This window comes from Streptomyces lincolnensis (assembly GCF_001685355.1).
In the GTDB taxonomy this organism is placed as follows: domain Bacteria; phylum Actinomycetota; class Actinomycetes; order Streptomycetales; family Streptomycetaceae; genus Streptomyces; species Streptomyces lincolnensis.
Genome location: NZ_CP016438.1, coordinates 3954560 through 3967134, shown reverse-complemented (window position 1 = coordinate 3967134; position 12575 = coordinate 3954560). Strand labels below are relative to the sequence as shown.

The 12575-nt window shown below is 70.4% G+C and carries 13 protein-coding genes, 1 tRNA gene and 1 pseudogene; 7 read left to right on the top strand and 8 right to left on the bottom strand.

Annotated elements, in window-relative coordinates:
* Positions 1-38: 38 nt before the first annotated feature.
* Positions 39-1235 carry an SUKH-4 family immunity protein gene (locus SLINC_RS17565; protein WP_079164577.1) on the top strand — a complete coding sequence of 399 codons (1197 nt, stop codon included), beginning with the start codon at positions 39-41 and terminating at the stop codon, positions 1233-1235.
* A gap of 86 nt (positions 1236-1321) precedes the next feature.
* Here the strand turns inward: SLINC_RS17565 and SLINC_RS17560 are convergent.
* Positions 1322-1396: transfer RNA gene (locus SLINC_RS17560), tRNA-Cys, on the bottom strand.
* A 217-nt stretch (positions 1397-1613) separates the two neighbouring features.
* Between SLINC_RS17560 and SLINC_RS17555 the strand changes: the two genes are divergently transcribed.
* The 6 genes from SLINC_RS17555 (at position 1614) to SLINC_RS17530 (ending at position 7478) form a co-directional block, all read left to right on the top strand.
* Positions 1614-3065 carry an MFS transporter gene (locus tag SLINC_RS17555; RefSeq protein WP_079164576.1) on the top strand — a complete coding sequence of 484 codons (1452 nt, stop codon included), beginning with the start codon at positions 1614-1616 and terminating at the stop codon, positions 3063-3065.
* A 46-nt stretch (positions 3066-3111) separates the two neighbouring features.
* Positions 3112-3309, top strand: a complete 198-nt coding sequence (locus SLINC_RS17550; protein ID WP_067445450.1) for an Arc family DNA-binding protein — start codon at positions 3112-3114, stop codon at positions 3307-3309.
* Entirely contained in the window at positions 3310-3696 is a 387-nt protein-coding gene (locus SLINC_RS17545) for a type II toxin-antitoxin system death-on-curing family toxin (protein ID WP_067433568.1), read from the top strand. It abuts the gene before it with no gap.
* Positions 3697-3812: 116 nt separating this feature from the next.
* Positions 3813-5609 (top strand): DEAD/DEAH box helicase, encoded by a 1797-nt coding sequence (locus SLINC_RS17540; RefSeq protein ID WP_067433565.1) that lies wholly within the window; start codon positions 3813-3815, stop codon positions 5607-5609.
* A gap of 369 nt (positions 5610-5978) precedes the next feature.
* A complete protein-coding gene (locus SLINC_RS17535; protein WP_067433562.1) occupies positions 5979-6620 on the top strand; it encodes an IclR family transcriptional regulator in 642 nt (213 codons plus the stop codon).
* A gap of 66 nt (positions 6621-6686) precedes the next feature.
* Positions 6687-7478, top strand: a complete 792-nt coding sequence (locus SLINC_RS17530; RefSeq protein WP_067433559.1) for a S16 family serine protease — start codon at positions 6687-6689, stop codon at positions 7476-7478.
* Here SLINC_RS17530 and SLINC_RS48510 read toward each other — a convergent pair.
* From SLINC_RS48510 to SLINC_RS17500, 7 genes and pseudogenes are all read right to left on the bottom strand, one after another.
* Positions 7475-7651, bottom strand: a complete 177-nt coding sequence (locus tag SLINC_RS48510; RefSeq protein ID WP_170068274.1) for a hypothetical protein — start codon at positions 7649-7651, stop codon at positions 7475-7477. The genes SLINC_RS17530 and SLINC_RS48510 overlap by 4 nt on opposite strands.
* A 14-nt stretch (positions 7652-7665) precedes the next feature.
* Positions 7666-8244: an ArsR/SmtB family transcription factor gene (locus SLINC_RS17525; protein WP_067433556.1), complete on the bottom strand. Its 579-nt coding sequence runs from the start codon at positions 8242-8244 to the stop codon at positions 7666-7668.
* Between the two features lie 59 nt (positions 8245-8303).
* On the bottom strand, positions 8304-9278 hold the full coding sequence (locus tag SLINC_RS17520; protein ID WP_067433553.1) for a glycine betaine ABC transporter substrate-binding protein: 975 nt from the start codon (positions 9276-9278) through the stop codon (positions 8304-8306).
* A pseudogene (locus SLINC_RS17515) lies at positions 9275-10045 on the bottom strand (ABC transporter permease); the annotation flags it as partial. The pseudogene SLINC_RS17515 and the gene SLINC_RS17520, both read right to left, overlap by 4 nt.
* Positions 10046-10154: 109 nt before the next feature.
* Entirely contained in the window at positions 10155-11393 is a 1239-nt protein-coding gene (locus SLINC_RS17510; protein WP_067433550.1) for a betaine/proline/choline family ABC transporter ATP-binding protein, read from the bottom strand.
* Complete coding sequence (locus tag SLINC_RS17505) at positions 11386-12033, bottom strand: ABC transporter permease (RefSeq protein ID WP_067433547.1); 648 nt, start codon at positions 12031-12033, stop codon at positions 11386-11388. The genes SLINC_RS17510 and SLINC_RS17505 overlap by 8 nt, the downstream gene beginning before the upstream one ends.
* 19 nt (positions 12034-12052) lie before the next feature.
* Positions 12053-12541, bottom strand: coding sequence for an Lrp/AsnC family transcriptional regulator (locus SLINC_RS17500; RefSeq protein WP_067433544.1), 489 nt, complete (start codon positions 12539-12541; stop codon positions 12053-12055).
* Between the last annotated feature and the right edge of the window lie 34 nt (positions 12542-12575).

The following is a 12575-nucleotide window of genomic DNA, read 5'->3' as shown; positions in this document are numbered from 1 at the left end:
GTGGGCGGGACGGCAAGCGAGCACATGCGGGGGAGTACATGGGTGGGTTCGTGGGGGAGTGGGCGGGCCGGACGGCCGGGGAGCACGTGGAGATGATCGAAGCCGCCGTGAGGGCGATCAGACTGACCGAGGCTGAACTGGATCCGTACGTCACGCACACACCGACGCGCCGCTGGCTGACGGGGCCCGGACTGCCGTACGACAGCGGCCTGTTCACCTTCACGGAGCTGGAGCGGGCGGGCCTGCGGACGGTGGCGGACTCGACCGGTGCCCCGGACCGCCTGGCCGCCGACCTGCGGGATCAGCTGGTGATGGGCGGACTGCTGGGCGCCGACGGCCTGGAGCGGGGGTCGGTCCTGCTGGACGGCGGGACGGGCGAGATCTCGACGACGTCCTTCCTCCACGACCGCCCCGACCTGATGGGCCGCAGCCCGCTGGCGCCCTCGCTGGAGAAGCTGGTGCGGTTCGCGGCGGCGACCGACGAACTGGCGGCCCTGCGCGGCCAGTTCGCCTCCTACGCCGGGCGCTTCGGCCAGAAGGCGGTCGCACAGGCCTCACACCACCTGCTCACGCTCTTCGAGGAGGGGACGAACGGCGAGGTGCCGCCGTTCTGGAAGCTGGCGGCCCTCATCCGCCCCCTGTCCCTGGTCGCCGGCCCGGGCCGGGTCTCCGGGCTCGCCGTCGACCTCCCCCTCCGCCTGCTGGACCAGGAGTTCGGCCAGGGCCGCGTGGCACGCTTCGAGGACGTCGACTTCCCCCCGACCCTCACCCACGAGCCCACCCGCCGCTTCCTCCGCGAAACCGGCCTCCCCGAGGACGGCTTCCTCTTCCACCTCGACTCGGACGCACCGCTGGCGACCCTCGCCGAGCACCACGCCGACGACTTCGACGCCCAGCTCCCCGACCGCGCCGACCACTTGATACGCCTCGGCGACCTCACGGAGGGCAACACCCTGCTGCTCGACGGCACCACAGGCACGGTCCTGCACTGGAACGCCCCCGAGCGCACCCTCCGCCCCCTCAACACCGACGTCTCCACCCTGGCCTTCACCCTCTGGCTCCTCCACCACGAGCGCACCCTCGACCCCCGTCTGACGACGGACACCTACGACCACCTCGCGATGCTGATGATCCAGGTCCTCTCCACAGTCGACCCCACCGGCACCGGCACCGACTGGCACTACTGGACAGACCTCCTCCAGGACCCGACGACCCACTTGCTGTCCCCGGCCTGATCTCCGTGCGGGACAGCCGAAAGGGCGGCCCCCTCACATCGGAGAGGTGCCGCCCCTTCGTACTGCCGTACCGCCTGTGCAGGCGCTGGAGGCCGTGGCGGGAATCGAACCCGCGTAACTCGCTTTGCAGGCGAGTCCCTCAACCACTCGGGCACACGGCCGTGTTCTCGGCGGGGTGCTGGGCCCCGTTCCGAACTCGGTGAACCGACCGTACGGCGGCCTGAGACACCGGCTCAAGGGAATCGCGGTCGCTGCAACGGGACTGCCATACGCCGTTCATGAACGGGCTGGCCGCGAGGCGGTCGTACGACCAAGGTCTCAAGCAAGGGGGTTCCTGGGACAGGGGTCAACGGCCGCTTCGGCCCTTACTCTGGCGGGATGGCCAGTCTGGGACCCCGTGATGCTCGTGTTGACGATGATGCCGTGCCGTCGGTGGTCGGTGGGCGTGAGGAGGGGGTGCTGGGGCGGGAGTTCCGGGCGCTGAGTATCGGGATCGTCTCCGTCGTGCTGCTCATCGCGTTCGAGGCGACGGCCGTGGGGACGGCGATGCCGGTGGCGGCGCGGGAGCTGGACGGGGTGTCGTTGTACGCGTTCGCGTTCTCGGGGTACTTCACGACGAGTCTGTTCGGGATGGTGCTGTCCGGGCAGTGGTCGGACCGACGGGGGCCGCTCGGGGCGTTGACGACGGGGATCGCGGCGTTCGGGGCCGGGTTGCTGTTGTCGGGGACCGCGGGGGCGATGTGGCTGTTCATCCTCGGGAGGGCCGTGCAGGGGCTCGGGGGCGGGCTGGTCATCGTTGCGTTGTACGTCGTGGTCGGGCGGGTGTATCCCGAGCGGCTGCGGCCGGCGATCATGGCGGCGTTCGCGGCGAGCTGGGTCGTGCCGTCGATCGTGGGGCCGCTCGCCTCGGGCGCGGTGACCGAGCATCTGGGGTGGCGGTGGGTGTTCGTCGGGATCCCGGTCCTGGTGGTCTTTCCACTGGCACTCGCGCTGCCGCAGATACGGCGCCGGGCGGCCGGGGCCGTCGACGGCTCCGCGGGCACGGCGTCCTTCGACCGGCGCCGTATCCGTCTCGCCCTCGGTATCTCGCTGGGTGCGGGCCTTCTCCAGTACGCCGCCCAGGACCTGCGGTGGCTGTCGCTGATACCCGGTGTCGCGGGCGCCGCCCTCCTCGTGCCGGCCGTGCTCGGGCTGCTTCCGCGCGGTACCTATCGGGCGGCGCGCGGACTGCCGTCCGTCGTGCTGCTGCGCGGTGTCGCCGCGGGCTCGTTCATCGCCGCCGAGTCCTTCGTACCGCTGATGCTGGTCACCCAGCGGGGGCTGTCGCCGACGCTGGCCGGGTTCTCGCTCGCGGCGGGCGGCGGGACGTGGGCGCTGGGGTCGTGGGTGCAGTCGCGGCCGCGGGTGGAGCCGTACCGGGAACGGCTGATGACGCTGGGCATGGTGCTGGTGGCCGCCGCGATCGCCGTCGCGCCGAGCGTGCTCATCGACTCCGTGCCGGCCTGGACCGTGGCCGTCGCCTGGGCCTTCGGCTGCTTCGGGATGGGCCTGGTGATCTCCTCCACCAGTGTGCTCCTGCTCCACCTCTCCGCCCCGAAGGAGGCCGGCAGCAACTCCGCCGCCCTCCAGATCTCCGACGCCCTCTCCAACGTGGTGCTGCTGGCGGCGGGTGGCGCGGCCTTCGCAGCGCTCGGCGGCGGAGCGGTGAGCCACGCGGCGACGGGGACGTCCGGCTCGCATCCAGCCGCGTTCGCCGCGGTGTTCCTGCCGATGGCGGGGGTGGCGTTGGTGGGGGCGTGGGTGACTACGCGGATACGGGCGTCCACCTGATCTGGTACCACAGTGGCCCCACTGGCGGTACCGTTGTGGTATGGCTATGAATCTTCGTCTGCGTGACGACCAGCAGGAGGCGCTCAAGCTGCGTGCCGAGGAGGAGGGGCGCAGTATGCACGCCATAGTCCTTCAGGCGATCGACCGGTATCTGGAGCAGGAGGCCGACCGGACCACGGTTCGTCGCCTGGGGGCGAAGTACGCGGCGGGTCACGCCGATCTGCTGCGGAGGCTGGGGGAGTAGATGAAGTACCTGAGGGTCCAGGAGGTCCTGGACCTGGCGGAGCTGGCGTGCGGGGAGCAGACGCAGGTCGCCGTGCGTGACCTGGGGCTGCTCAGCTCGGCCGTCCACCGTCCCCAGTCGCAGATGTTCGGTGTCGAGGCGTACACGGACCTCTTCGAGAAGGCTGCGGCGCTGCTTCAGTCGCTGGCCGAGAACCACCCTCTGGTCGACGGCAACAAGCGCATGGCGTGGATGTGCACCGTCGTCTTCCTCGACGTCAACGGCACCGAGATGCTCAACGTCGATCAGGACGAGGCGTACAAGCTTGTCATCGAGGTGGCGTCCGGCACCCTGGAGGACGTGGGGCTGATCGCCCTCCGCTTGAGGGCGTTGCGCGAGGCGATGTGACCTCGGTCCCACCCACGGGCGACCCGGCCTCGTCCGCGCGTTGACATCGGCGGGCCGCCGGTAGGGTGGCCCGGTTGTCATACCCGTCCGAGCCGCCCGACCCACAAACGGAGACCGTGACTACCACCGCCGCCTCCACCACCTCCCACCACCTCTCTCCCGCCTTCCCCGGCCGCGCCCCCTGGGGCACCGCCGGCAAGCTGCGTGCCTGGCAGCAGGGGGCGATGGAGAGGTACGTCCAGGAGCAGCCGCGTGACTTCCTCGCGGTCGCCACCCCCGGCGCGGGCAAGACGACCTTCGCCCTCACGCTCGCGTCCTGGCTGCTGCACCACCATGTCGTGCAGCAGGTGACCGTGGTCGCGCCGACCGAGCATCTGAAGAAGCAGTGGGCGGAGGCGGCCGCGCGGATAGGGATCAAGCTCGATCCCGAGTACAGCGCCGGGCCGCTCGGCAAGGACTACCACGGTGTCGCCGTGACGTACGCCGGTGTCGGTGTGCGGCCCATGCTCCACCGGAACCGGGTGGAGCAGCGCAAGACCCTCGTGATCCTCGACGAGATCCACCACGCCGGTGACTCGAAGTCGTGGGGCGAGGCGTGCCTGGAGGCCTTCGAGCCGGCCACGCGGCGGCTCGCGCTCACCGGTACGCCGTTCCGGTCGGACACCAACCCCATCCCCTTCGTGACGTACGAGGAGGGCAACGACGGGATCCGGCGGTCGGCCGCCGACTACACCTACGGCTACGGCAACGCGCTGGCCGACCACGTCGTCCGCCCGGTCATCTTCCTGAGCTACAGCGGCAACATGCGCTGGCGCACCAAGGCCGGTGACGAGATCGCCGCCCGGCTCGGCGAGCCCATGACCAAGGACGCGATCAGTCAGGCGTGGCGTACGGCCCTGGATCCGCGCGGTGAGTGGATGCCCAGCGTGCTGCGCGCCGCCGACCAGCGGCTGACCGAGGTCAGGAAGGGCATCCCGGACGCCGGGGCGCTCGTCATCGCCTCCGACCAGGACTCCGCGCGCGCGTACGCCAAGCTGATCCGTGAGATCACCGGGACCAAGGCGACCCTCGTCCTCTCCGACGACGCGGGCGCCTCCAAGCGGATCGACGACTTCAGCGCGAGCGACGACCGGTGGATGGTCGCCGTGAGGATGGTGTCCGAGGGCGTCGACGTCCCGCGGCTGGCGGTGGGGGTCTACGCCACCACCATCTCCACGCCCCTCTTCTTCGCCCAGGCCGTCGGCCGTTTCGTACGGTCGAGGCGGCGCGGCGAGACCGCCTCCGTCTTCCTGCCGACCGTCCCGGACCTGCTCACCTTCGCCAACGAGATGGAGGTCGAGCGGGACCACGCCCTCGACAAGCCGAAGAAGGAGGGCGAGGAGGACCCGTACGCCGAGTCCGAGAAGGAGATGGAGGAGGCGAACAAGGAGCAGGACGAGGACACCGGCGAGCAGGAGCAGTTCGCCTTCGAGGCGCTGGAGTCCGAGGCCACCTTCGACCGGGTGCTGTATGACGGCGCCGAGTTCGGTATGCAGGCCCACCCGGGGAGCGAGGAGGAGCAGGACTACCTCGGCATCCCCGGTCTCCTCGAACCCGACCAGGTGCAGTTGCTGTTGCAGAAGCGGCAGGCCCGGCAGATCGCGCACAGCCGGAAGAAGCCGGACGCCGAGGCCGACCTGCTGGAGCTGCCCGCCGAGCGCCGCCCCGTCGTCTCGCACAAGGAGATGATGGAGCTCCGCAAGCAGCTCAACACCATGGTCAGCGCGTACGTCCATCAGAGCGGCAAGCCGCACGGGGTCATCCACACCGAGCTGCGGCGCGTGTGCGGTGGGCCGCCGAGCGCCGAGGCGACGGCCGGGCAGCTGAGGCAGCGGATCGCCAAGGTGCAGGAGTGGGCGACCCGTATGCGGTGACGTCCCCCGATGTCCCCCGACGTCCTGAGCCGCCCCGAGGGCGTGATCAGAGGGGCGTGCGCGCTGCGTGCGAGTGTTGTGCGCCGACCGTGCGCACGCCGTACGTAATGGGGCAAACCGCGATGCTCCGTATCCGTCGCTGCCCGGATTCTGGACGGAGCCTTCCGCTCAGCGAACCCGCTTCGCTACTGTCCCGCTACGCACACGCCCCGTGGCAGCGCCGCCGCGGAGCGCAGCCGTGAAGCGACGCGGTCCGGACAGGCCGGGCCGCCGGCCGATCGGCGGCCTCTGAAGCGCGTCGCTGACGGGACTCGGTGACGCATCTGTCGCGACAGGAGCCGTCGACCTCACCACTAAGGAGTGGGCGTCGTGACCGCGGAGACCTCTCAGACGCTCGATCGGGGACTGCGTGTCCTCAAGCTGCTGGCCGACACGGACCACGGGCTGACCGTCACCGAGCTTTCCCACAAACTGGGTGTGAACCGGACCGTCGTCTACCGGTTGCTCGCCACGCTTGAGCAGCACGCGCTCGTACGGCGAGACCTGGGCGGACGGGCTCGGGTGGGACTCGGGGTGCTGCGCCTGGGGCGCCAAGTGCATCCGCTGGTGCGGGAGGCCGCGCTGCCGGCGCTGCGGTCCCTGGCCGAGGACATAGGGGCGACCGCCCATCTCACGCTGGTGGACGGGGCGGACGCACTGGCCGTCGCCGTCGTCGAGCCCACGTGGACGGACTATCACGTGGCCTATCGGGCGGGCTTCCGACACCCCCTGGACCGGGGGGCCGCCGGCCGGGCGATTCTTGCCGCGCGGCAGCAGGGGCTGGGGGAGAGCGGCTACATGCTCACCCACGGGGAGCTGGAGGCGGGGGCGAGCGGGGCGGCGGCGCCCTTGCTGGGCGTCACGGGCGTCGAGGGCAGCGTCGGGGTCGTGATGCTGGCGGACGCGGTGCCGGAGCGGGTGGGGCCCCGGGTGGTGGACGCGGCGCGGGAGGTCGCGGAGGCGTTGCGCTGAAGACCGGTCGCGCAGGGCAGGCCACCTGCGCCTGGCCTGAAGTCACCCCCGCGTTAGATTGATCCCGTGCTCTCTCGTCTCACGCGCCCCCGGGCCGTCGCCGTCTGTGCTGTGCCCGTCGTCGCTCTGATCGCGGCGGCGGCCTTCGCGCCGTTGCCGTTCTCGCTGACGCAGCCGGGGCTCACGGCGAACGTGCTCGGGGAGAACAAGGGCGCCCCGGTGATCACGATCTCGGGCGCGCCGACACGTGAGACGACCGGCCAGCTGAGGATGACGACGATCGAGGCGACCAACCCGGACACCCGCGTCTCCCTCGGCGACGTCGTCGACAGCTGGTTCCGCACGGACCAGGCGGTCATGCCGCGCGACGCGGTCTACCCGAGCGGGCAGAGCGTCAAGGAGATCGAGCGGCACAACGCCGAGGAGATGCGGCAGTCCCAGGGCGACGCGACCGAGGCCGCGCTGAACTACCTGAAACTCGACGACCAGAAGGTCAGGGTCACCCTGAAGCTCGCCGACGTCGGCGGCCCCAGCGCGGGGCTCCTGTTCACCCTCGGCATCATCGACAAGCTCGACGGCGACGGCAACGGCCGCGACCTCACCGGCGGCCGCGTCATCGCCGGCACGGGCACCATCGACGCCGCCGGCACGGTCGGCGCGGTCGGGGGCGTGGCCCTGAAGACACAGGCCGCCAAACGGGACGGGGCGACCGTCTTCCTCGTCCCCAAGGCCGAGTGCTCCGACGCCGAGGCCGAACTCCCCAAGGGGCTGCGGCTGATTCCGGTGACCACCCTGAAGGGCGCGGTGAGCGCGCTGACCGCTTTGGAGAGCGGGAAGGGGTCTGTGCCGAGCTGTTAGGGCGCGAGGGCCGGTCTCGGCGTGGCGAGACGCAGTCCCACTTCTACCAGGGTCCAGCCCAGGCGGGTGCGCAGGTGCCGTGGAGGCCTGGCGGCGAGGCAGTGGTCCTCGGCCTCGCCGCGAAGTTCGGCGGCACGGGCGTGGTGCAGGGCGAGATGGATCTCGGGATGCATCGGGCGTTCGCCTTTCACAGCCGGTCGCTGGGGAAGAGGTGCGTGTGGATGCGGACCGACTGGGCGCCCGGGGTGCCCTCGGGGAGCGGCCGGTAGCTCTGGATCAGGTCGTGCATCTTCTGGATGAGCTCCCGGGCCATCTCCGGCGTGAGCCGACCGGTGAAGTCGCTCAGGTCGCTCGCGCCGTCCCACTCCTCGGGGAACTCGTGCAGGTTGCCGAGCCAGGTGGAGATCTCCTGGGTGTGGATGTTGGCCACCTCGAACCGGAAGACGGCGGCGGCTCCCCGCACGCTCGGATCCGAGTCCCGCAGCAGCGTGTCGTCGAAGACCAGGCCTCCGTCGGCCGCCCGCCACCATCGCTCCCGCCCCTTGCCGTGCTCCGGAGAGTCCTCGATGAAGCCGTGGGCGGCGAGCTGGCGCAGGTGATAGCTGGTGGCACCGCTGGACTCGCCCAGTTTCTCGGCCAGTTGGGACGCGGTGGCGGGCCCGCCGCGCCGTAGTGCGACCAGCAACTGCATCCGCAGGGGATGGGCGAGCCCGCGCAGTGAACGGGCGTCGAGTACACGGGGGCTCGGTTCCTCGAAGGGCGGCATGCGTACAAAGCTATCGTTGCAAAGCTCTCTTTGCAACGGACCCTTTGTAACTCGCCCCCTCACCCCTCCCGGACGAACCCCTCCCCCGTCATCCACTCCAGCGCCACCTGATGAGGATCCTCCCCGCCCACATCCACCTTCGCGTTCAGCTCCCGCGCCACCGCGTTCGTCAGCTTCGCGGTGACCGGGTTCAGTACCTCCGCGATGGCCGGCCACTTCTTCAGGCTCTCGCTGTTGATCTCGGGGGCCACGTTGTAGTTGGGGAAGAACTTCCGGTCGTCCGCCATCACGGCCAGGCTCATGGACGTGATGCGCCCGTCGGTGGTGAAGACCTCCCCGTACACGCAACTGCCCTTCGCGGCCTGGGTGTAGATGATCCCGGTGTCCATCTGGGTGATCCGGGAGGCGGGGAGGTCCATGCCGTACGCCTTCTGCATGCCCGGCAGCCCGTCCGCCCGGTTGGCGAACTCGCTCTCGACGCACAGCGTCACCGCGCCGGGGTCCTTTTCGGCCAGCGCGGCCACGTCCGAGAGCGTCCTCGTGCCGTACTTCCTGAAGTTGGCCTGGTTCATGGCCAGGGCGTAGGTGTTGTTGAGGGCGGCCTTCGGCAGCCAGGTCAGGCCGTTCTTCAGGTCGGCGTCCCGGACGGCCAGCCACTGCTGTTGCGGGTCGGCGATGGGTTCGCTGTTGCCCTGGTAGGTGATCCAGGCGGTGCCCGTGTACTCGTACATCCCGTCGGCGTCACCGGACTTGACGGCCTCGCGGGCGCCGATCGAGCCCTGGATGCCGGTGCGGTCGAGCACGTCCGCGCCGGCCGCCTCGAAGGCGATGCCCATGATCGCGCCGAGGATGAGCTGCTCGGTGAACTCCTTCGACGTCACCGTCAGATCCGCGCCCTTGAGCGGCTCGCCCTTGCCGATCGAGCCGGGCCGGACGTCGTCGACCATCGGGGAGCCGCTGGTCAGACCGCAGCCCGAGGCCAGTACCAGGGCACCGGCGAGGACACCGGCGAGCGCCAGGCGGAACCGCTTCACTTCGCCACCCCCAACCCCCGCGGCCTGAGCAGCAGTTCGGCCAGGGACGCCAGCCAGTCCACCAGCAGGGCGAGGACGACGGTGAGGATCGAGCCCAGCATCAGCACCGGCATGCGCTGGTTGGTGATGCCGGTGGTGATCAGCACCCCGAGACCGCCGCCCCCGCCGAAGGTCGCCAGGGTCGCCGTGCCGACGTTCAGGACGAGCGCCGTACGGACACCGGCGAGGATCAGGGGGACGGCGAGGGGGAGTTCCACCCGCCCGAGCACGCCCCACGACGACATGCCGATGCCCCGGGCGGCCTCCAGCAGGGTCGGGTCGTTCGCGTCGAGGCCGGCGATGGTGTTCGACAGGACGGGCAGGACGGCGTAGATGATGATGCCGATCAGGGCGGCCTTCATGCCGGTGCCGAGCCAGATCACCAGCAGGGCCAGCAGGCCGATCGCCGGGGTGGCCTGGCCCATGTTGGCGACCGCCATCGCCGCGGGGGTCGCCCTGCGGAACATCCGGCGCGTGAGCAGGACGCCCAGCGGAATGGCGATGATCAGCACGAAGAACGTGGAGATCACGGTGAGTTCGACGTGCTGCCACAGCGCCTTGGACACCTGGCCGTTCGACAGCGCGTTCTCGGAGAGCGGGTCGAGGTCGGCCTGCTGGAACCACAGCCAGGTCGCCAGCAGGACCGCCACCAGCACCACGGGCAGGAAGGTCAGCTTCTGCCAGGTGATACGGGGCCTGAGGGGGCCCGGGGGAGGGGGCGGCGCCTCGCCCCGCGCCTCCGACGACGCCGTGCTCGATGCTCCCGCTTCCGACGCACCCGTTCCCGACGCACCCGCCCCGACCCGTCCACCCCCGCCTCCTCCACCTCGGGGCCGGTCACGCCTTCGTCACCCCTCCGAGGCCCTCCTGCTCCGCGTGGGTCTGCGCGGACCGCAGCTCCTCCAGGTCGTGCCGGTGCGCCATGGCCTCCAGCCGGTCGGCCTCCAGGAGGTCGTGGACGGAGTTCATCAGCGTCTCCACGTCGACCACACCCGTGTACTCGCCGCGCCGCCCGGTGACCGCCACCCGCCCCGAGCTGTCCGTGAGCACCGCCTCCAGGGCGTCCCGTACGGTCGCGTCCCGGGTCACCGTGTCGCTGACCAGCGTCCCGGCGCGGGCCAGGGAGCCCTTGGCGCGCATCAGGTCGCCGCGCCTGAGCCACTTGTAGGGGCGGCCGCGCTTGTCGAGCAGCAGGATCTCGTTCGTACCGCTGGAACGGAGCTTGTTGAAGATCTCCTGGAGGGGGTCGTCCACGGTCACCGTCGGATAGCCGGTGATCTCCACGTCCCGTACGCGGGTGAGGTTCAGCCGCTTCAGTGCCGCCCCCGCCCCGACGAAGCCGGAGACGAAGTCGTCCGCCGGGTTGGTGAGGATGGCCTCCGGGGTGTCGAACTGGGCGATGTGCGAGCGCTCGCGCAGGACGGCGATCCGGTCGCCGAGCTTGATCGCCTCGTCGAAGTCGTGGGTGACGAAGACGATCGTCTTGTGCAGCTCGTGCTGGAGCCGGATCAGCTCGTCCTGGAGGTGGTCGCGGGTGATCGGGTCGACCGCGCCGAACGGCTCGTCCATCAGCAGCACCGGCGGATCGGCCGCGAGCGCCCGCGCCACCCCCACCCGCTGCTGCTGGCCGCCGGACAGCTGGCGCGGATAGCGGCCGTGGAACTCGCCGGGGTCGAGCCCGACGAGGTCGAGCAGCTCCTCCACCCGGTTCCTGATGCGTTCCTTCGGCCAGCCGATCATCTTCGGTACGAGGGAGATGTTCTGCGTGACCGTCATGTGCGGGAAGAGACCGGCCGACTGGATCGCGTAGCCCACCTTGCGGCGCAGCTTGACCGGATCGATGTTCGTGACGTCCTCGCCGTTGATCCGGATGCGACCGCCCGACGGCTCGATCAACCTGTTGATCATCTTGAGTGTCGTGGACTTGCCGCATCCGGACGGGCCGACGAAGACGACGAGCTCGCCCGCCTTGATCTCCATGCTGACGTTGTCGACGGCCGGGCTGGGATTGCCCGGATACCGCTTGGTGAGGTTCTCCAGCTCGATCGAGGCCCCGGATGTCGATGCGTCAGGCACGGATCCCCCTGGGAATGGTCAGCCGTCCGATCAGGACGTACGCGGCGTCGAACAGCAGGGCCAGGACGATGATCCCGAGCGTGCCCGCGAGGACCTGGTTGAGCGCGTTCTTGCTGCCCAGGGAGCCGATCCCGCGGAAGATCTCGTTGCCGAGGCCGGGTCCGGAGGCGTAGGCGGCGATCGCCGCGATGCCCATCAGCATCTGCGTGGAGACCCGGATCCCGGTGAGGATCGGCGGCCAGGCGAGCGGCAGCTCGACCCGCACCAGCCGCATCGGCCGGGACATCCCGATGCCCTTCGCCGCGTCCACCAGAGAGGGGTCGACCCCGCGCAGCCCGACGATCGCGTTGCGCACGATCGGCAGCAGCCCGTACAGGATCAGCGCGATCACCGTGGGCGGCACCCCGAGGCCGACGACCGGGATGAGCAGGCCGATCATGGCCAGCGACGGAATGGTCAGAAGGGTCGAGGTGGCGGTGGTCGCGAGGTTGCCGGCCCAGTCGCTGCGGTAGGTGGCGACGCCGATCAGCACACCGATCAGCGTGGCCGCGACCATGCACTGGAAGACGGCGCTGGCGTGCTGGTAGGCGTCCGTGAGCAGCTGCTGGTGGCGGCCCGCCAGATACTCCCAGAAGTTCACATCGCCTCACCCACGCCGATTACGTCCGCTCCCGGGCCGCCTCCTGCTGGCCGGCCTGTTCCACCAGCGGGATGATCCGCAGCGGAACGGGGTTCTCCATGACGATCGCGGTGGAGGCCCGGACGATCCCATCGAAACCGACAACCAGGTCGATCACACGCTGGAGATCGGCGTTGGAGCGCGCCACGAGCCGGCACAGCATGTCCCCGCTGCCGGTGGTGGTGTGCAGCTCCAGCACCTCCGGCACGGTCGCCAAGTGCGCCCGTACGTCGGCCCCTTGCCCCTGCCGGATCTGGAGCGTCGCGAAGGCGGTCACCGGGTAGCCGAGCGCCGCCGGATCCACTTCGGGGCCGAACCCGCGGATGACGCCATTCGACTGAAGCCGGTCCAGCCGCGCCTGCACGGTCCCCCGTGCCACCCCCAGCCGCCGGGACATCTCCAGCACCCCGATCCGCGGCTCCCGCGCCAGCAGCACGATGATCCGTCCGTCCAGATGGTCGATCGCCACAGCAGCCTCCCAGCAGGGTGGTCATCCTGTACAG

What these genes read in the sequence shown, in the direction of transcription:
- SLINC_RS17565 (WP_079164577.1), top strand. Translation starts at nt 39, where the DNA reads ATGGGTGGGTTCGTGGGGGAGTGGGCGGGCCGGACGGCCGGGGAGCAC.
- SLINC_RS17555 (WP_079164576.1), top strand. Translation starts at nt 1,614, where the DNA reads ATGGCCAGTCTGGGACCCCGTGATGCTCGTGTTGACGATGATGCCGTG.
- SLINC_RS17550 (WP_067445450.1), top strand. Translation starts at nt 3,112, where the DNA reads ATGAATCTTCGTCTGCGTGACGACCAGCAGGAGGCGCTCAAGCTGCGT.
- SLINC_RS17545 (WP_067433568.1), top strand. Translation starts at nt 3,310, where the DNA reads ATGAAGTACCTGAGGGTCCAGGAGGTCCTGGACCTGGCGGAGCTGGCG.
- SLINC_RS48510 (WP_170068274.1), bottom strand. Translation starts at nt 7,651, where the DNA reads ATGCATCCCGAGATCCATCTCGCCCTGCACCACGCCCGTGCCGCCGAA.
- SLINC_RS17525 (WP_067433556.1), bottom strand. Translation starts at nt 8,244, where the DNA reads ATGCCGCCCTTCGAGGAACCGAGCCCCCGTGTACTCGACGCCCGTTCA.